This is a genomic window from Streptomyces sp. NPDC050548 (assembly GCF_044457385.1).
GTDB lineage: Bacteria > Actinomycetota > Actinomycetes > Streptomycetales > Streptomycetaceae > Streptomyces.
The window spans coordinates 12,724-30,512 of sequence record NZ_JBITGV010000037.1 but is presented as its reverse complement, the minus strand read 5'-3'; the positions used below and the strand labels follow the sequence as shown (position 1 = coordinate 30,512).

Annotated in this window: 17 protein-coding genes; 10 read left to right on the top strand and 7 right to left on the bottom strand. The window is 70.9% G+C overall.

The genetic code is table 11. The features are described from left to right. Window positions 1-182 precede the first annotated feature (182 nt). Both ACIBJH_RS47725 and ACIBJH_RS47720 read right to left on the bottom strand, forming a co-directional pair. Window positions 183-617 (bottom strand): pyridoxamine 5'-phosphate oxidase family protein, encoded by a 435-nt coding sequence (locus tag ACIBJH_RS47725; protein WP_399123327.1) that lies wholly within the window; start codon window positions 615-617, stop codon window positions 183-185. Between the two features lie 249 nt (window positions 618-866). Then, window positions 867-1,286, bottom strand: coding sequence for a hypothetical protein (locus ACIBJH_RS47720; protein ID WP_399123326.1), 420 nt, complete (start codon window positions 1,284-1,286; stop codon window positions 867-869). A 452-nt stretch (window positions 1,287-1,738) separates the two neighbouring features. Here ACIBJH_RS47720 and ACIBJH_RS47715 point away from each other — a divergent pair, with 452 nt between their 5' ends. The 8 genes from ACIBJH_RS47715 (at window position 1,739) to ACIBJH_RS47680 (ending at window position 10,823) form a co-directional block, all read left to right on the top strand. After that, a complete protein-coding gene (locus ACIBJH_RS47715) occupies window positions 1,739-3,466 on the top strand; it encodes a GAF domain-containing protein (protein WP_399123325.1) in 1,728 nt (575 codons plus the stop codon). A gap of 160 nt (window positions 3,467-3,626) precedes the next feature. After that, window positions 3,627-4,928, top strand: coding sequence for a GAF domain-containing protein (locus tag ACIBJH_RS47710; protein WP_399123323.1), 1,302 nt, complete (start codon window positions 3,627-3,629; stop codon window positions 4,926-4,928). 56 nt (window positions 4,929-4,984) lie between these two features. Continuing rightward, a complete protein-coding gene (locus tag ACIBJH_RS47705; protein WP_399123322.1) occupies window positions 4,985-6,505 on the top strand; it encodes an aldehyde dehydrogenase family protein in 1,521 nt (506 codons plus the stop codon). 14 nt (window positions 6,506-6,519) lie between these two features. Further along, window positions 6,520-6,888: a DUF779 domain-containing protein gene (locus tag ACIBJH_RS47700; protein WP_399123321.1), complete on the top strand. Its 369-nt coding sequence runs from the start codon at window positions 6,520-6,522 to the stop codon at window positions 6,886-6,888. Between the two features lie 10 nt (window positions 6,889-6,898). After that, on the top strand, window positions 6,899-7,912 hold the full coding sequence (locus ACIBJH_RS47695) for a zinc-dependent alcohol dehydrogenase (protein ID WP_399123320.1): 1,014 nt from the start codon (window positions 6,899-6,901) through the stop codon (window positions 7,910-7,912). Between the two features lie 39 nt (window positions 7,913-7,951). Then, window positions 7,952-9,085 (top strand): NAD(P) transhydrogenase subunit alpha, encoded by a 1,134-nt coding sequence (locus ACIBJH_RS47690; protein WP_399123319.1) that lies wholly within the window; start codon window positions 7,952-7,954, stop codon window positions 9,083-9,085. Next, the gene (locus tag ACIBJH_RS47685; protein WP_399123318.1) at window positions 9,082-9,399 is read left to right on the top strand and encodes an NAD(P) transhydrogenase subunit alpha; all 318 of its coding nucleotides are present in this window, start codon (window positions 9,082-9,084) and stop codon (window positions 9,397-9,399) included. The genes ACIBJH_RS47690 and ACIBJH_RS47685 overlap by 4 nt, the downstream gene beginning before the upstream one ends. 5 nt (window positions 9,400-9,404) lie before the next feature. After that, window positions 9,405-10,823 (top strand): NAD(P)(+) transhydrogenase (Re/Si-specific) subunit beta, encoded by a 1,419-nt coding sequence (locus ACIBJH_RS47680; RefSeq protein WP_399123316.1) that lies wholly within the window; start codon window positions 9,405-9,407, stop codon window positions 10,821-10,823. 59 nt (window positions 10,824-10,882) lie between these two features. Here the strand turns inward: ACIBJH_RS47680 and ACIBJH_RS47675 are convergent, their stop codons facing one another. From ACIBJH_RS47675 to ACIBJH_RS47655, 5 genes are all read right to left on the bottom strand, one after another. Further along, window positions 10,883-12,508 carry an NAD(P)-binding protein gene (locus ACIBJH_RS47675; protein ID WP_399123315.1) on the bottom strand — a complete coding sequence of 542 codons (1,626 nt, stop codon included), beginning with the start codon at window positions 12,506-12,508 and terminating at the stop codon, window positions 10,883-10,885. Continuing rightward, window positions 12,505-13,512, bottom strand: a complete 1,008-nt coding sequence (locus tag ACIBJH_RS47670; RefSeq protein WP_399123314.1) for a thiamine pyrophosphate-dependent enzyme — start codon at window positions 13,510-13,512, stop codon at window positions 12,505-12,507. Before ACIBJH_RS47670 ends, ACIBJH_RS47675 begins: the two co-directional genes overlap by 4 nt. Continuing rightward, a complete protein-coding gene (porA, locus tag ACIBJH_RS47665; RefSeq protein WP_399123313.1) occupies window positions 13,509-14,750 on the bottom strand; it encodes a pyruvate ferredoxin oxidoreductase in 1,242 nt (413 codons plus the stop codon). Before porA ends, ACIBJH_RS47670 begins: the two co-directional genes overlap by 4 nt. Next, a complete protein-coding gene (locus ACIBJH_RS47660; protein WP_399123312.1) occupies window positions 14,734-15,318 on the bottom strand; it encodes a 2-oxoacid:acceptor oxidoreductase family protein in 585 nt (194 codons plus the stop codon). Before ACIBJH_RS47660 ends, porA begins: the two co-directional genes overlap by 17 nt. Before the next feature lie 179 nt (window positions 15,319-15,497). Next, the gene (locus tag ACIBJH_RS47655; protein WP_399123310.1) at window positions 15,498-16,382 is read right to left on the bottom strand and encodes a universal stress protein; all 885 of its coding nucleotides are present in this window, start codon (window positions 16,380-16,382) and stop codon (window positions 15,498-15,500) included. A 182-nt stretch (window positions 16,383-16,564) separates the two neighbouring features. On the opposite strand from ACIBJH_RS47655, the gene ACIBJH_RS47650 reads away from it, so the two are divergent. After that, the gene (locus ACIBJH_RS47650) at window positions 16,565-17,236 is read left to right on the top strand and encodes a CBS domain-containing protein (protein ID WP_399123329.1); all 672 of its coding nucleotides are present in this window, start codon (window positions 16,565-16,567) and stop codon (window positions 17,234-17,236) included. Between the two features lie 114 nt (window positions 17,237-17,350). Continuing rightward, window positions 17,351-17,773, top strand: a complete 423-nt coding sequence (locus ACIBJH_RS47645) for an Hsp20/alpha crystallin family protein (RefSeq protein WP_399123308.1) — start codon at window positions 17,351-17,353, stop codon at window positions 17,771-17,773. Window positions 17,774-17,789: the final 16 nt, after the last annotated feature.

Genomic DNA, 17,789 nt, shown 5'->3' with positions numbered 1-17,789 from the left:
TGATCATCGCTCTCGCGGCGGTCGGCGCCGGCGCCACCTGGGGCCTCGGCAAGGCCTGGGCCAAGCTCCCCGTCGTCCGCGACCACAACTGGCTGAAGTAGCAGCCAAAAGCACGCCGTGACCGGGGTACCGCCGCGCAACAGCGGTGGTACCCCGGTCAGTTGGGTGAGATCGGCCGAACCTCAACAGGGCCGGTCGGCGGGGACGAGCAGCAGCCCGGTCACCAGGTCCGGGTGGATGCGCACCACGTATTCCGTCGTCTGCCGTACCCAGGGCCGCAACAGCCCCTGATACCGGGCCAGTTCGCCGGTGTCGGTCACCAAGTGGGCGTAGCCCGTGACCACCACGCTCCAGCCGAGGTGGGTGTCAGGGGCGATGTCGTCCGCTTCGTACGCGACGACGACCCCCGAACCGTCGGCCTGGAGGGCGCGCGAGGTCATGGCCGCGCCCTCGTGGGTCCCGATGACGATGACCCCGTCGTCGACGATGTGGTTGACCGGACGGATGGTCGGCAGTGCGTGCTGAGTGAAGGCGATCCTCCCCATCGACACGCTGCCCAGCAGACGCAAGGCCTCTTCCGTGGTCGTGGGCAGCCTCCGTACGGGTTCGTCGCTCACTGTTCGCTGTCTCCGGCTGACGGCCCACCGGCGAGATACGGCCGGTGGGCATGGCGTGTAGGGGCTTGATCAGCCAATGGAACGGCGCCGGCGCGGGATCCGATAGGGCCGATCGGCCTCTGGCTGTCGGCCGACCGGCCCCGTTGTCCCGCGGCTCGGCACGCGGGCGGCGGGCGCCGTCGACAGGAGACCGAACCTGGTCGGCCGCGCCGACGGCGCCCTACGGCCGCTACAGCACCACGGCAGCGGCTACGCCGTGGATTCCGCCTGGTCCTGCTCCTGATGGTCGCCCGGACCGCCGCGCCACGGAGGCGGGGTCGCGGACCTGCGGGCCGTGTCCGTGTGGTGTACGACGCGCTCCATGCGGCTGCGCAGCCGATCCTGCAACCGGTCCGCGAGTTCGTGAGCACTCGCCTCCCTGGCCTGGACGACCAGGAGGTCGTTCCCCACGTGGACCTCGGCCGTGGCCGACCACGGCTGCTCGGCGTGATGTGCGGCGGCCCTGGCGATCCGCACCTCGCCGCGGCTGCCGACAACCTCCGGCCGGTCGAACAGCACGGCCAGCTTGGCCCGGAGATAGGCGACGGATTCGTCGTCGACCTCGCCCTCGGCCCGCACCTGCACGACGGTTGTCGTGGGGGCATCGCCGCCGGTGTCTCTTGGAGTCATCTGCTCCACTCCTTTGATCGTTTGCCAGCAACTCCAGACTGGCCTCACCATCAGGTCCGGCCCAGTGCCACCCGGCCCGTGACCGGGGCCAAGGGTCCCCTTCCGGCGCCGTCGGCGGAGTGTTCGGGACATGAGCGGGACAGCGCGGGCTACGCCCGCGGATTCGGCGTCGTGGTCCAGGTCGAACACACCCGGGGTCGCCCGGGCGATGGACGACACCGCCTGGACGGCCACCACCGCCAAGGCTCCGGCACACACGCACTCTGCTGACGGGGCAGTCCGGGCAACTGGTGACAGGGCGGCCCCAAAGAGAATGAGAAATGATCGGAATTCCGGGTACGAGGGCACTACAGAGGCCTGATCCGGTGTCATCACAGGCTTTCCACCGTTACCGTGGCACATGACCGGAGGCGCCCGCCCACGGTGTGGTGAGGGGATGTGGAGGATCACCGGTGGCAAGCGCTGAGGAGTCCCGGGAAGCACGGGCACGGCTGCCGCAGCTGAAGCTGGACGAGCTGCTGGAGGAGCTTCAGGCGCGGCTGGACGCGGCCCGCGGGACCCGCGACCGGGTGCACAGTCTGCTGGAGGCGGTGCTCTCCGTGGGCAGGGAGCTGGAGCTGGAGCAGGCCCTGCACAGCATCGTCGAGGCCGCCGCGGTTCTCGTCGACGCGGAGTACGCGGCGCTCGGCGTGATCACCCCGGACGGAAAGGCCTTGTCGGCTTTCCACACGGTCGGCGTGACCGAGGAGCAGATCGCCCGCATCGGCCCGTACCCGGAGGGCCACGGCATCCTCGGCGAGCTGATCCGCCATCCCGAGCCGCTGCGTCTCGCGAAGATCTCCGAGCACGCGGCCTCGTACGGTTTCCCGCCCAACCACCCGCCGATGAACACCTTCCTCGGTGTACCGATCCGCGTGCGCGACCAGATCTTCGGCAACCTCTACCTCACCGAGAAGCGCGCCGGAGCGCAGTTCGACGACGAGGACGAGTCGGTCCTGTCCACCCTGGCGGTGGCGGCCGGTGTCGCGATCGACAACGCTCGTCTGTACGAGGAGTCCCGGCTGCGGGAACGCTGGCTGCGGGCGAACGCGGAGATCACCCACATCCTGATGTCCGGGGACTCCCGTACCAAGGTCCTCGGCATGATCGCCGAGCGGGCCGGCGAGATCACGGGCTCCGCCTTGTCGGCGGTCGCCCTGCCGATGGAAGACACGGAGACGCTCGCTGTCGAGATCGCCGTGGGCATGGACGCCGAATCCCACCAGGGGCTCGTACTGCCCATGGACCGCAGCCTGATGGGGCTGGCCTTCTCCGGTGCCGCCCCCGTCACCAGCGCGGACGCGAGCACCGACAGTCGCATCTCCTCGGAGCCGCGGCGCTTCGAGGGGCTCGGCCCCGCGGTGGCCGTGCCCATCGGCTCGGGCGAGGCCGGTGTGCGCGGCGTCGTCCTCCTTGCCCGGGAAGCCGGGCGGCAGCCCTTCTCGGAGACGGAGACCGAGACCCTGCAGGCCTTCGCCGCGCAGGCGGCCGTCGCGATGGAGCTGGCCGAGCGTCGTCGGGACGCCGAAGAGGTCGCGGTGCTCCAGGACCGCGACCGCATCGCCCGTGACCTGCACGACCTCGCCATTCAACGGCTGTTCGCCACCGGCATGACCCTCCAGAGCGCCGGCCGCTTCATCGACCACACCGGGGCCGCCGAGCGCGTGGCGCGTGCGGTGGACGACCTCGACGAGACCATCAAGATCATCAGGTCGACGATCTTCGGCCTGCGGGCGCGTGACGGTGGCGCAGGGACGGGCCTCCGGGCTCGTGTCGTGCGCGCGGTCGGCGAAGCCGCCCCCGTGCTCGGCTTCGCACCCAGCGTGCGGATGGAGGGCCTGGTCGACACCGACGTGCCGCGGGAGATCGCCGACCAGGTGATCGCCGTGCTGACCGAGGCGCTGACCAACATCGCCCGGCACGCCCAGGCCGGCCGCGCTGACGTAGCCCTGGAGACGGACGGTCGCGAGGTGCGTCTGACGGTCACCGACAACGGCGTGGGCATTCCCCCCGAGGGCCGCCGCAGTGGCTTGCTCAATATGCGGGAGCGGGCTCAGAACTTCGGTGGAGACCTGGAGCTGAGCAGCCCGGAGGGTGGCGGCAGCACGCTGATGTGGAGCGTTCCGGTGGCGGGGCAGTAGGGCAACCCCCTCTCCTCCGCCGTGCTCCCGGTCCCCGGCCACGACCTCCTGCCGGGACCCGGGAGACCCCGTCACCAGGGCCGTTCGGCCTCTGTAGTTCGCCCCGTCGTACCGCTGAGGTGGACGTGACGGACCCGGAGAACGGCACCTGGGATGTGCGATGGACGCTTCCACCACCTCGGCGACGGCTCTGCGCGCGGCACACGAACGGTTCGTGACGGCGCCCGGAGCGGTACCGCACGTACGTGACCTGGTCGCCGCGTCGTGGCGGCGCTGCGAGATGCACGGCGTCCGTCCCGACGGCAGCCGGCTGCCGCCCCTGCACACGGCGTCCGCGGAGCTGGCCGCGTACCGGCGCTCCCATCCGCTGGCCACGGTCGTGCCTCTGTTCCGCGAACTGCTGGGGGCCGGCGCAGCCGACGACGGGCACGTCTTCGCCGTCGCCGACGCCGACGGCACCCTGCTCTGGGTCGAGGGCGACTCCGCGACGATGGAGCGGGGCCGGCGGATGCACTTCGCCGAAGGGGCCGTCTGGTCCGAGACGCAGGCCGGGACCAACGCCCCCGGCACCGCACTGGAGTTGGGCCGCCCCGTCCAGATCGTGACCGGTGAGCACTTCAGTTCCGCCGTGCACGCCTGGTCGTGCGCCGCCGCCCCGATACGCGATCCCGCGACCGGACGCGTCCTCGGAGTGGTCGACCTCTCCGGCGGCGGCACCGTTGCCACGCCCCCGGCCCTGGCCGCCGTACGGGGAGCCGCCCTCGCCGCCGAGGCGCACCTCGCCCGGACATCGACCGCACCGGTGAGGATGCCGGGCGCAGTCGGATGCGACGACGTACGGCTCAACGTGCTCGGCCGGGACAGCGCCTTGCTGGAATGCGGTGGACGGGTGCTGCGGCTGAGTCCACGGCACAGCGAGATCGCTCTGGCGCTCGCTCTGGCCGCTCACGGAGTGACGGGCGACCGGCTCGCCGTCGAACTGTCGGACCGCGAGGTTTCGCCGTCGACGCTGCGGGCCGAGATGACCCGGCTGCGTGCCGTCCTCGGCCCCACCCTGCTCGGTTCCCGGCCGTACGCGCTGCTGCGCCCGGTGCGGACAGACCTCGGTGAGATCTCCGACCTCCTCGCCGAAGGGCGGGTGGCGCAGGCGCTCGCCCGCTACCCCGGGCCGTTGCTGCCGCGCTCCGACGCGCCGGTCGTGGTGGAGCAACGGCGGTGTCTGGAGCAGCAGTTGCGCGGTGCCGTGCTCGGCAGCGGCGACCCCGAGCTGCTGCGCCGCTGGGTGGCCGCGGACTGGGGAGCCGACGACCTCCCCGGATGGTCGGCACTCGCTCACGCCTTGCCCGGCGGATCGCCGCAGCGCGCAGCGGCGGCGGCCCGTGCCCATGCGCTGGACGTCGAGAGGGGCATTCCGCCCCAGGTCGTACGTCATGCAGCGGTGTTGCAGCGTTCGCGTTCCTAGCGTGTTGTGCATCACCACGATCGTCGTGGTGGGAACCCCGAGGGAAGGATACGGTCATGAAGTACCAGCCTCCTGGCAGGCCGGGCAGTCCCGTGGATGTCGCGCCCCGCTACGAGAACTTCATCGGCGGCAAGTGGCAGGCGCCCACCACCGGCGAGTACTCGCCCAACCTGTGCCCCGCCACCGCCCGGCCGATCTGCGAGGTCCCGAAGTCCGGACCCGAGGACATCGAACTCGCCCTGGACGCCGCGCACTCCGCACAGCCCAAGTGGGGCGAGGCGTCAACTGCCCAGCGCGCCGCCGCCCTCAACGCGGTCGCCGATGCCATCGACGCCCACCGCGAGGAACTGGCGATCGCCGAGAGCTGGGAGAACGGCAAGCCGGTCCGTGAGACCCTCGCGGCCGACATCCCCCTCGCAGCCGACCACTTCCGCTACTTCGCGGCCGCGATCCGCGCCGAGGAGAGCTCGATCACCGAGATCGACAAGGACCTGATCTCCTACCACTTCCACGAGCCGCTGGGCGTGGTCGGCCAGATCATCCCGTTCAACTTCCCGCTGCTGATGGCCGCGTGGAAGCTGGCCCCGGCGCTCGCCGCCGGCAACGCCACGGTGCTCAAGCCCGCCTCCCCGACCCCGTGGTCCATCCTCAAGCTGATGGAGGTCATCGGCGACCACCTGCCGTCCGGCGTCCTCAACGTCGTCAACGGCCCCGGCGCCGAGATCGGCAAGGCGCTCGCGACCAACAAGCGCATCGCCAAGGTCGCCTTCACCGGCGAGACCACCACCGGCCGCCTGATCATGCAGTACGCGGCCCAGAACATCATCCCGGTCACCCTGGAGCTGGGCGGCAAGTCGCCGAACATCTTCTTCAACGACGTGGCCGCCCACGACGACGACTTCCTCGACAAGGCCGTCGAAGGACTCGTCCTGTACGCGTTCAACAAGGGCGAGGTCTGCACCGCACCCTCGCGCGCGCTCATCCAGGAGGACATCTACGAGGAGTTCATGGGCCGCTGCCTGGAGCGCATCCGCGCCATCAAGCAGGGCGACCCGCTCGACACCGCGACCATGATCGGCCCGCAGGTCTCCAAGCAGCAGATCGAGAAGATCGCGTCGTACGTCGAGATCGGCCTCAAGGAAGGCGCCGAACTGCTGGTCGGCGGCCATCGGCCCACCATGGAAGGGGAGTTCGCGAACGGCTACTTCTACGAGCCGACCGTCCTCAAGGGCCACAACAAGATGCGCGTCTTCCAGGAGGAGATCTTCGGACCCGTCCTCGCCGTCACCACCTTCAAGGACGAGGCCGAGGCCCTGGAGATCGCCAACGACACGCTGTACGGCCTCGGGGCCGGCGTGTGGAGCCGCGACACCGGACGCACCTACCGGATGGGCCGCGCCATCAAGGCCGGCCGCGTCTGGACGAACTGCTACCACCAGTACCCCGCGGGTGCCGCGTTCGGTGGCTACAAGGTCTCCGGCATCGGCCGCGAGACGCACAAGATGATGCTCGACCACTACAGCCAGACCAAGAACCTCCTGGTCAGCTACAGCGACAAGCCGCTCGGGCTGTTCTAGAGGAGCGCAGCGACATGCCCGGAACAGTCGAGAACGGCACCGTCGGGCGCGTCACCGCAACGCGTGCGGCGCGCAAGGCCATCGCGGCCCTGCGCGCCGCCCACGGTAGCCCCGTGATGTTCGTCCAGTCGGGCGGCTGCTGCGACGGCAGCGACCCGATGTGCTTCCCGGGCGGCGAATTCGCCCTGGGGGACGGCGACATGCTCGTCGGCGTGGTGGACGGCTGCACGTTCCACGTGAACGCGGACCAGTACGAAGCCCACGGCCGCCCCTTCTACGTCCTGGACGTGGAACCGGGCATGCCGGGCGGCTTCTCCCTCGCAGCCGGAGACGGGCTGCATTTCGTGACCCGGGTCAAGGCGCCCCGGTGCGCAACCACTTGAGGAGTTGATCATGAAGGCAGCAGTCGTCACCGACTTCGGGAAGCCACTGGAGATCCAGGACCTTCCCGTCCCCGAGCCCGGCCCCGGCCAGGTGCTCGTGAAGATGGAGGCCTCCGGCCTCTGCCACACCGACATCCACGCGGCCCACGGCGACTGGCCGGTCAAGCCGCAACCGCCCTTCGTGCCCGGGCACGAGGGCGTCGGCCCCGTACAGGCCGTGGGCCCGGGCGTCTCCGCCGACCTGATCGGCAAGCGGGTCGCGATCCCGTGGCTCGGCTCGTCCTGCGGCACCTGCCGCTACTGCGTCTCCGGCTGGGAGACCCTCTGCGAGAGCCAGGTCAACTCCGGCTACTCCGTGGACGGTTGCTACGCCGAGTACGCCGTCGCCAGCGCCGGTGCGATCGTCCGGGTCCCCGACGGCGTGTCGTCCTTCGACGCGGCACCGCTGACCTGCGCGGGCGTCACCACGTACAAGGCGATCAAGGTCGCCCGGGTGACCCCGGCCGAGCGGGTCGCCGTCTTCGGCGTCGGCGGCCTCGGCCACCTGGCCGTGCAGTACGCGCGCCTCGTCGGCGGGTTCGTCACCGCCGTCGACCTCGAACCCGACAAGCTGGGCCTGGCCCACCAACTCGGCGCCGACTTGACCGTCAACGCCCGTACCCACGACCCGGTCGAGGAGATCAAGAAGGCCGGCGGCGCGGACGTGGCCGTTGTCCTGGCCGCCGCGCCCAAGGCGTTCGAGCAGGCGTACCGGTCGCTCAACCGCGGCGGACGGCTCGTCATGGTCGCCCTGCCCGCCGACGACGCCGCGATCAACGTGCCGATCTTCGAGACCGTGCTCGGCGGTATCTCCGTCATCGGCTCCATCGTCGGCACCCGCCAGGACCTGTCCGAGGTGTTCGCACTGCACGCGGCCGGCCGCACCAAGGTCATCGCCGAAGCGCGGCGCCTGGACGAGGTCAACGACTCCTTCGACGAGGTCCTCGGCGGACGGGCCGAAGCACGGCTCGTCTTCGAATTCTGAGCCCGGCAACCCCGGGGTCACAGGGAGAGGCAGCAGATCATGGGAACCGTCATCGTAGGAGCCGTCCGGGAGCGGGCGCCCGGTGAACGCCGCGTCGCCCTCGTACCCGAGGCCGTAACCCTCCTGCGCCGGGCCGGAATCGAGGTTCTCGTCGAGGCCGGTGCCGGGTCCGGCGCCTGGTTCGCCGACGCCGACTACATCGAGGCCGGCGCGACCGTCGTGTCTCCGGAGGACCTGTACGCACGCGCCGACGCGGTGCTGTGCGTCGGACCGCCGGACCCGGAGAGCGCCGAGGCGCTGCGCACCGGGCAGACCCTGATCGGCCTGCTCGAACCGCTCCGCCATCCTGCCCTCGTCGACGAACTGACCGGGCGCGGGGTCCGCACGGTCAGCCTCGACCTGCTGCCCCGCACCCTCAGCCGCGCCCAGTCCATGGACGCGCTGACCTCCCAGGCCAACGTCGCCGGCTACAAGGCGGCGGTCCTCGCCGCCGACTCCTACGACCGGTTCTTCCCGATGCTGACCACCGCGGCGGGCACCATGCGCCCGGCGCAGGTCCTCGTCCTCGGCGCCGGAGTGGCCGGGCTCCAGGCGATCGCCACCGCCCGCCGCCTCGGCGCCGTCGTCTCGGCGTACGACGTACGCCCCGCGTCCCGAGGGGAGGTGGAGTCGCTGGGCGCCCGGTTCCTCGACATCCAGGCCGCCCAGGCACCGGAACCGGGCGCCGAACAGACCGGCTATGCAAGGGAGTTGACCGAGCAGGAGCAACAGGCCCAGCGGGCAGCCCTGGACGAGCACATCGCCCGCTCCGACATCGTCATCACCACCGCCCAAGTGCCCGGCCGCAAACCGCCGTTGCTCGTGACCGCCGAGGTCGTCGGACGCATGAAGTCCGGCTCGGTCGTCGTCGACCTGGCGGCGAGCGAGTTCGGCGGCAACGTCGAGGGCACCGAGGCCGACAAGACCACCGTCCTCGACAACGGCGTCACCCTGATCGGCGCCGGCCGCCTGCCGTCCGCCATGGCCACCGCCGCGTCCACCGCCTACGCCCGCAACCTCGTCGCCCTCCTGCGCCACCTGGCGCCCGACGGCGAACTCGTCCTCGACCCGACCGACGAGATCACGGCCGCCCTCATGGGCGGAGCAGCACAGACAGGAGGTGCATCCTCATGAACAGCCTCGACCTCCTCACCGCGATCACCGTCTTCGTGCTGAGCGTCCTGGTCGGTATCGAGGTCATCAGCAAGGTCCCGGCGACCCTGCACACGCCGCTGATGTCCGGCTCCAACTCCGTGCACGGCATCGTCGTCATCGGCGCGATGCTGATCGCGGCCGAGTCGCACACCTGGCTCGGCTACGTGCTGGCCTTCGTGGCCATGGTGTTCGGCGCCATGAACGTGGTCGGCGGCTACGTCGTCACCGACCGGATGCTGGAGATGTTCAAGGCCCGGCCCACCGCCAAGAACGACGAGAAGGCGGAGGTGTGACCGTCATGGACACCGTCTCCAACGCCGTCCACTACGTCTTCCTGGCCGCGGCCGCCTGCTTCGTGATCGGCCTGCACCTGATGAACCACCCGCGCACGGCCCGCCGCGGCAACACGCTCTCCGCCGGGGCCATGGCCGTCGCGATCGGCGGCACGGTGTGGCTCGTCGTCCACGAGGGCCGGATCACCAGTACCGGCTGGCTCGTCCTGGTCAGCGGCGGTCTCGTCGGCGCCTCGCTCGGCCTGTGGGCCGCGCGCGAGGTCAAGATGACCGACATGCCGCAACTGGTCAGCATCTTCAACGCCGTTGGCGGCGGCGCCGCCGCCCTCATCGCGGTCAACGACCTGCTGCAGGCCGACCATCCGGCCGCGCTCGGCGCACGCGTCTCGCTGCCGGGCGCCCTGAGCATCGTCATCGGCGCGGTCACCTTCTCCGGCTCGCTGGTCGCGGCGGGAAAGCTGCAGGGCCTCGTGTCCGGCTCGCCGGTGGTGTTCCCTGGGGCACGCCTGCTCAACGTGCTGCTCCCGGCGTCCTTCGCCGTCGGCACCGTCTGGCTGGTGCTGGCCCCGGACTCCTCAATGGCCCTGTACGGACTGGTCGTTGTCGCCCTGCTGTTCGGCGTGACGATGGTGCTGCCCATCGGCGGTGCCGACATGCCGGTGGTCATCGCCCTGCTGAACGCCTTCACGGGGTCGGCGGTCGCGATGGCGGGCTTCGTCCTCAATGAGACCGCACTGATCATCGCGGGCATGCTCGTCAGCTCGTCGGGCGGCATCCTCACCAAGCTGATGGCCGACGCCATGAACCGCTCCATCATGAACATCGTGATCGGCGGCTTCGGCACCGGTGACAGCGCCCCGACGGCGGTCGGCGCGGACGGAGCACCCGCCCAGGTGCGCGCGATCTCCGTCGACGACGTGGCGATCCAGCTCGCGTACGCCCGCAAGGTCATTTTCGTCCCCGGGTACGGTCTCGCCGCCGCCCAGGCACAGCACGAACTGGGCGACCTGGCCAAGCTGTTGACCGAGCACGGCGTCGACGTCAGCTACGCCGTCCACCCGGTGGCCGGCCGCATGCCGGGACACATGAACGTGCTCCTGGCGGAAGCCAACGTGCCGTACACCCAGCTCAAGGAGATGGACGACGTCAACCCCGAATTCCCGCAGGCGGACGTGGCGTTGGTGATCGGCGCCAACGACGTCACCAACCCGATCGCCCGCCGCCCCGGCAACGCGATCTCCGGGATGCCGATCCTCGACGTCGACAAGGCCAAGAGCATCGTCGTCATCAAACGCTCGATGGGCCACGGCTACGCGGGCGTCGACAACGAGCTGTACACCGACCCGAAGACCGGCATGTTCTTCACCGACGCGAAGAAGGGACTGACCGAACTGAAGGCGGCAGTCGGCGAGTTCGTCGGCTGACACGCCATGAGGTGGGCCCCCGCGCTCGCGGCGCGGGGGCCCACCTCATGCTCGCCCTCTCACTCCTCCGGCACCATCTCGATCGCCCCGCTCGGGCACTCGGCCACGCACAGCCCGCAGCCCTTGCAGTAGTCGAGGTCGATGGCGAACCCCTTGCCGGGGCCGAGCTTGGTGATCGCGTTGTCCGGGCAGACGCCGTAGCAGTTGTCGCACTCGAAGCAGTTCCCGCACGACATGCACCGCCGGGCCTCGAACAGTGCCGTGGACTCGTCCAGTCCCTGCACCACCTCGTCGAACGTCGAGACCCGCCGGGCCAGTTCGAGGTGCGGTCGCACGGAGGCGGGTGCGTCCGCGTAGTACCAGGTGTTGAGGTTCTCGAAGTCGGCCGGGGCGTGCTTGGTGCCCGGGTCGTACGAACTCCCGCGCAGATACGCGTCGATGTGCCGGGACGCCTTCTTGCCGTGGCCCACGGCGACCGTGACGGTGCGGTCGGCGGGCACCATGTCGCCGCCGGCGAAGACGCCCTGATGGCTCGTCATCAGTCCGTCGGCGACCTGGACCATGCCGTGGTCGACCGTCAGATCGGGCACGTTCTTCAGCAGGGTGAGGTCGGAGTCCTGGCCGAGGGCGAGGACCACCGTGTCGGCCTGCAGTTCCTCGAACTCGCCTGTGGGCTGCGGGAATCCGGTCTCGTCGAGTTCCATCCGCTCGATGGTGAGGTGCCCCTCGTCGGCGTGCTTGATGGTGGAGAGCCACTTCATCCGCACGCCTTCCTCCAGGGCCTCCTCGACCTCGATGTCGTGGGCCGGCATCCGGTCCCGGTTGCGCCGGTAGACCACCACGGCGTCGGTCGCGCCCAGGCGGCGGGCGGTGCGTGCCGCGTCCATGGCCGTGTTGCCACCGCCGTAGACCGCGACCCGCCGCCCCAGCAGGGGCGGGCCCTCGCCCTCCATGCTGCCGAGGAGGGCCACCGCGTCGAGGATCTTCGCGCTGTCGCCGGCCGGGATGTAGGTGCGCTTGCCGATGCCGGCGCCCACGGCCAGGAAGACCGCGTCGAAGCCCTCGTCGCGCTGGGCGGCGAGCACGTCGTCGACCCGGGTGTCCAGTTCGAGGGTGACTCCGAGGGCCATGATGCGGTCGATCTCCGCGTCCAGGACCTCGCGCGGCAGCCGGTAGCGGGGGATGCCGTAGCGCATCATCCCGCCGGGCTGCTCCTGCGCCTCACGGATCGTCACCTCGTGGCCGAGGAGCCGGAGATGGTAAGCGGCCGACAGTCCCGCGGGGCCGGAGCCGACGACCAGGACGCGCTTGCCGGAGGTCGCTGGGGGAGCCTCGACGGTCCAGCCCTGCTTGATCGCCTCGTCGCCGAGGAAGCGCTCGACGGAGTTGATGCCCACGGCGTTGTCGACCTGGACGCGGTTGCAGGCGGTCTCGCAGGGGTGGTAGCAGACCCGGCCCATGACGGCGGGCAGCGGGTTGTCCCGCATCAACTGCCGCCAGGCGGACTCGTAGTCGCCGCTCTCCGCGTGGAACAGCCACTGCTGGATGTTCTCGCCGGCCGGGCACGCCTGGTTGCACGGCGGCAGCCGGTCGACGTACTGGGGACGCTCGGTCCGCCAGGCGCCGGTGTGGTTGGCCAGGCTGGAGCCGACGTCCAGGGTGATCGCGAACGGTTTCTCCTTCACGGCACTGCCTCCTCGGCGAGCAGCCCGAAGCGGGCGATGTTGCGGTCGGCGGTCCGCTGCAGGTGGGCGATGACATCGGTGCGCACCTCGGGCTTGAACAGGTGCGCGTACCGCTTCTGCGGGCGCAGGTACTCCTCCACGGGGACCCGTCGCCGTATCGGAGTCACGTCGGTCACCTCGCCGTCCACGGCCTCGAACACCGGGAACAGGCCCGTCTGTTCGGCCAGCCGCGCGATGCGCACCGTGTCGTGGGACGCGGTGCCCCAGCCCAGCGGACAGGGCACCAGCACATGCAGATAGCGGGCGCCGCGCATGCCCATCGCCCGGTGCACCTTGGCCTCCAGGTCGCGCAGGCCGGCCACCGTCGCGGTGGCGACGTAGGGGATCTCGTGCGCCATCGCGATCAGCGGCAGGTTCTTGCCCTGCCCGAAGGGGGCGCCCGGCTCCTCGCCGACCGCCTGGGTGGTGGCCGTGCGCGCGGCCGGGGGAGTGGCCCCGGAGCGCTGCACGCCGGTGTTCATGTAGGCCTCGTTGTCGTAACAGACGTACAGGACGTCGTCGTTGCGCTCGAACATGCCCGACAGACAGCCGAGCCCGATGTCGACGGTGCCGCCGTCGCCGCCCTGCCCGACCACCCGGATGTCGGTGCGGCCCTTGGCGCGCAGCGCGGCGGCGACGCCCGCGGCGACCGCGGGTGCGTTGCCGAACAGGGAGTGCAGCCAGGGCAGTTGCCAGGACGTCTCGGGGTAGGGCGTGGAGAAGACCTCCAGGCAGCCGGTCGCGTTGACCGCGATCACCTTGCCGCCGGCCGCCCGTTGGGCCGCGTCCAGGATGTAGCGGGCACCGAGCGCCTCGCCGCAGCCCTGGCAGGCGCGGTGGCCGCAGGTCAGCGCGTTGGCGCGGGCCGGGTCGGCCTGGTCGGACTGCAACTCGGGCCCCAGCAGCCGGTTTCCGGCGGCGAAGCTGCCCACTTGGTAGAACTTGACCTGTGGTGCGGCGCTCATCGGTTGCTCCCCACATCGCGCAGGATGTTCTCCGCGGACGGACCCGACCGCCTGGTCTGTGCCATCCGCGCCAACTCCCGCTCCACCAGCTCGGTGTTGAGGTCCAGGAAGGTCAGCGGCTCCAGACGCCCGGCGACCGCGTCGTCGAACAGCCGGTGCAGCGACTCCTTGGTGATCGGCCGTCCGCCGAGCCCCGCGATCACGGTGTGACCGTCGAGCTGGATCCCGGACAGCGCGGTGCGTACGTTCGCCGACACGATCCCGCCGATGCCGACCGCCAACGCCCGCTCCAGCACGACCACTTGACGGGCTCCGCCGAGCACGGTCCGTACCGCGTCCAGCGGGAAGGGGCGGAACGACGTGATCGCCATCGCGCCGATCCGCACCCCGCGGTCCCGCATCTCGTCCACGACGTCGCAGACGGTGCCGAACACCGAGCCCAGCGCCACGACGATCGTGTCGGCGAACTCGCAGCGGTAGGGATGGACCAGCCCGCCGGAGTCACGCCCGAAGACCTCCCGGAACTCGTCGGCGATCCGCGGAATCGCGTCCAGCGCCTGCATCTGCTTGGCGTGCGCCAGATAGCGCACCTCGGTGAAGGCGTCCGGACCGACCATCGCGCCGATCGACACGGGCTCGTCCGGGTCCAGGACCTGGCGCGGCTCGTACGGCGGCAGGAACGCGTCGACCTGGGCCTGCTCCGGCACCTCGATCCGCTCCCAGGCATGCGTGAGGACGAAGCCGTCCATGCACACCATCACCGGCAGCGACAGCTCCTCGGCCAGCCGGAACGCCTGCGGGTGCAGGTCGGCGGCCTCCTGGTTGTCGCGCGCGTACAGCTGGATCCAGCCGGAGTCGCGCTGCGACATGCTGTCGCTGTGGTCGTTCCAGATGTTGATCGGCGCGCCGATCGCCCGATTGGCGACCGTCATCACGATCGGCAGGCCGAGGCCGGAGGCGTTGTAGAGCGCCTCCACCATGTAGAGGAGGCCTTGGCTGGCGGTCGCCGTGTAGGTGCGGGCACCGGCTGCCGAGGCTCCGATGCACATGGACATCGCGGCGAACTCCGACTCGACGTTGACGTACTCGCAGGGCTTCAGCGCGCCCGACTTCACCAGGCGGCTGAGCTCCTCGACGATGTGCGTCTGCGGCGAGATCGGATAGGCCGCGATCACCTCGGGGCGGCAGTACGCGACGGTCTCCGCGACCGCCCGCGAGCCCTCAGTCTGCTTGAGCATGCGCTTGCTCCTCCCACTGAGCGGTGCTGACGTGGTCGTACGCCTCCCGGGCGGCGGCCGCGTTCGCGGTTCCCAGCTCGCCGGGGAAGCGGTCCTGGATGGCTGCCGCGAGCGAGTCGATGGACACGCACCCGGTGAGGGCGGCCAGCCCGCCCAGCAGGACCGCGTTCGGCACCGGCCGCCCGAAGTGCCGCAGGGCGAGGGACGTGGCGGGGACGGTCAGGGCGCGGCCGGGTGTGATCACGTCCGAGATGCCCAGGTCCCCTATGGGAAGCGGTGAGTTGACAAGCACGCTGCCACCGGGGCACAGCCCCTCGAAGACGTTCACCTGGTGCAGCAGCGTCGCGTCCTGGATCACCAGCGCGTCGGGCCGCATGACGGGCTCGCGCACCCGGATGGGCCGGTCGTCGATCCGGCAGAACGCCATGACCGGCGCCCCCGTCCGCTCCGACCCGAAGCTCGGGAAGGCCTGCGCGTGGCGGCCCTCCAGAAACGCGGCCACCGACAACAGCTCCGCGGCCGTGACGGCACCCTGACCGCCGCGGCCGTGGATGCGTACCTGGAACATGTCGTACTCCCTCCGGATGGTCTTCTCCTCCGTCGTATCCCGGGGACGGACGGACTCCGCAGGGGCCGAACGTCCCTGTACAGGGGCCGAGAGGGCACGGTGACGCCGTCCGGTGGACGGGGGCGGGCGGACAGCGTCCCGGTCCGGCCGGGGGAGGCCGGACCGGGACGCGGTGGGGGTCACTCGTGCGGGACGATCGCGACCGGGCAGCGGACGTGGTGCATCACCGCGTGGTCGACCGGTCCGGTGTGCGCGCCGACCCTGGCCGGGCGGTTGCGGCGGCCGACGACCAGCAGGCCGGCGTCCGCCGAGGCGCTCTGGATCAGGCGCGCCGCGCGGTCGTTCGCCACGACCTCGTGGACCTCCACCGTCGGGTACTTCTCGCGCCACGGCCCGAGGACCCTGGCCAGCTCGCGCTCGGCGTCCTCCTGCGCGCTCGTGTTCTTCGCGCCGGGCCCGGGCGAGATCGACTGCGTCCACGCGTGCACCGCGCGCAACGGTGCGGACCGCATGGCAGCGCTCTCGAAGGCGAACGCGAGAACGTCGTCGCACAGGTGCGCCGTGTCGACACCCACCACGACCTCGCGGTACGGCGCACGGGCCGACGGCTTGCCGTCGGAGCCGGGCATCCGCTCGCTCGCGGGGGTCTCGTCGGCCCGGACCAGCACGATCGGGCGCGTCACGCGGGCCACCGTCGCCAGCGCCACGGAACCGGCCAGGAACCCGCCGAATCCGCTGAACGCACGGCTGCCCAGCACCAGCAACTCGCCCTCCGCGCACGCCGCCACGAGGGCGTCGGACGCGGGCCGGGCGATCTGCTCACCGCTGAGATAGACCTGCGGATAACGCTCGTTGACCCGGTCCATGGCCTCGCGGAGAATCCGCCGCGACCAGAACCGGGGCGCCTCCAGCTCGGGCAGCGTCGACGGTTCGGGCGACGCCGCCTCCCACGCGTGCACCAGACGCAGCGGCGCACCGCGGCGCAGTGCCTCCCTCGCTGCCCAGTCGGCGGCGGCGAGGCTCTCGCGTGAACCGTCCAGTCCTACGACAACAGGACGCAGCACGGTCAACACCTCCCTTGATCGGTGGCCGCGGGCCGGTCCGCAGGCCCTCTACCACCAGCGTCGTCCCGACGGCTCCACGCGAGGAGAGCCCATCGGGGCCCAGGTGGGGACCGTTCGGCCCATGCGTGGGGTGGCGCCGTCACCGACGCTGAAGGTGTCCCGTGACAACGCCGGAGGACACCATGCACAGCACCCCGCACACCGTCAGCGATGTCATGACCCGCACCGTCGTCGCCCTCGGGCGCGGGGCCGGGTTCAAGGACATCGTGAAGACCATGCAGCAGTGGAAGGTCAGTGCCCTTCCCGTCCTGGACGACGAGCGGCGGGTGATCGGCGTGGTCTCCGAGGCCGACCTGCTGCCCAAGGAGGCGTTCCACGACGGCGACCCGGACCGGTACTCCGAACTGCGCCGCCTGTCCGACCTGACGAAGGCCGGAGCCGTGACCGCCGGCGAGCTGATGACCGCGCCGGCCCTCACCGTCCACGCCGACGCGACCCTCGCCCGGGCCGCGCGCACCATGGCCGTGACCCGGACCAAGCGGCTCCCCGTGGTCGACGGACAAGGCCTGCTGAAGGGCATCGTGAGCCGCTCCGACCTGCTGAAGGTGTTCCTTCGGGAGGACAAGGACATCGCGGACGAGATCCGCCGCGAGGTCGTCGCCCACCTGTTCCCCGAGCAGTCCGCAGCGATCCGCGTGGAGGTGTGCGACGGCGTCGCCACCCTCACCGGCCGTATCCCCGACACCGCCCTCGTGCCCGTCGCCACCCGCCTGGTGCGCGCGGTGGAGGGCGTGGTGGACGTGGACTGCGCGCTCCTGGGACCGCCCCGCCGTCCGGACCCCGAACCCCTGTGAACACGGGGGTGATCGGGTGCCAGGGCCGACCGGGTCGGGCACGGGCCCGGTCGGCCCACGCGGGTGGCGCCCGCGCGCGGGACGCTGGAAGTGGCCAAGAAGAGGAGGGAGAACATGAACGGCATGATCGAGCGGCTGCCGGGCTGGCCGACACTCCCCGAGCTGTTCGGCTGGGTCGAGACAGGCCTCCCGGGCACGCACACGATCCCGGGACTGCACACCATCCGGATCGAGCAGCAACTGACCGACGAGACCTACGTGCTGCGGGCCGAGCTTCCCGGCATCGACCCCGCCAAGGACGTCGAGATCACGGTGACGGAAGGCGTTCTGACCCTGCGGTCCGAGCGCAGTGAGGAGACCACGGAGAAGCACCACACGGAGTTCCGCTACGGCAGCTTCGCCCGCTCCGTCCGGCTGCCCGCCGGCGCGAAGGGCGACGAGGCCACCGCCGCGTACAAGGACGGAGTCCTGACGATCACGGTCCCGGTGCCCGAGACGAAGACAGGCACCCGGACCATTCCGGTGCAGCACGGCTGAGCGCGCGCACGCGCCG

Coding starts and splice junctions, on each gene's coding strand:
- ACIBJH_RS47720 (WP_399123326.1), bottom strand. CDS start 1,286: ATGACTCCAAGAGACACCGGCGGCGATGCCCCCACGACAACCGTCGTG.
- ACIBJH_RS47710 (WP_399123323.1), top strand. CDS start 3,627: ATGGACGCTTCCACCACCTCGGCGACGGCTCTGCGCGCGGCACACGAA.
- ACIBJH_RS47705 (WP_399123322.1), top strand. CDS start 4,985: ATGAAGTACCAGCCTCCTGGCAGGCCGGGCAGTCCCGTGGATGTCGCG.
- ACIBJH_RS47700 (WP_399123321.1), top strand. CDS start 6,520: ATGCCCGGAACAGTCGAGAACGGCACCGTCGGGCGCGTCACCGCAACG.
- ACIBJH_RS47695 (WP_399123320.1), top strand. CDS start 6,899: ATGAAGGCAGCAGTCGTCACCGACTTCGGGAAGCCACTGGAGATCCAG.
- ACIBJH_RS47690 (WP_399123319.1), top strand. CDS start 7,952: ATGGGAACCGTCATCGTAGGAGCCGTCCGGGAGCGGGCGCCCGGTGAA.
- ACIBJH_RS47685 (WP_399123318.1), top strand. CDS start 9,082: ATGAACAGCCTCGACCTCCTCACCGCGATCACCGTCTTCGTGCTGAGC.
- ACIBJH_RS47680 (WP_399123316.1), top strand. CDS start 9,405: ATGGACACCGTCTCCAACGCCGTCCACTACGTCTTCCTGGCCGCGGCC.
- ACIBJH_RS47670 (WP_399123314.1), bottom strand. CDS start 13,512: ATGAGCGCCGCACCACAGGTCAAGTTCTACCAAGTGGGCAGCTTCGCC.
- porA (WP_399123313.1), bottom strand. CDS start 14,750: ATGCTCAAGCAGACTGAGGGCTCGCGGGCGGTCGCGGAGACCGTCGCG.
- ACIBJH_RS47660 (WP_399123312.1), bottom strand. CDS start 15,318: ATGTTCCAGGTACGCATCCACGGCCGCGGCGGTCAGGGTGCCGTCACG.
- ACIBJH_RS47650 (WP_399123329.1), top strand. CDS start 16,565: ATGCACAGCACCCCGCACACCGTCAGCGATGTCATGACCCGCACCGTC.
- ACIBJH_RS47645 (WP_399123308.1), top strand. CDS start 17,351: ATGAACGGCATGATCGAGCGGCTGCCGGGCTGGCCGACACTCCCCGAG.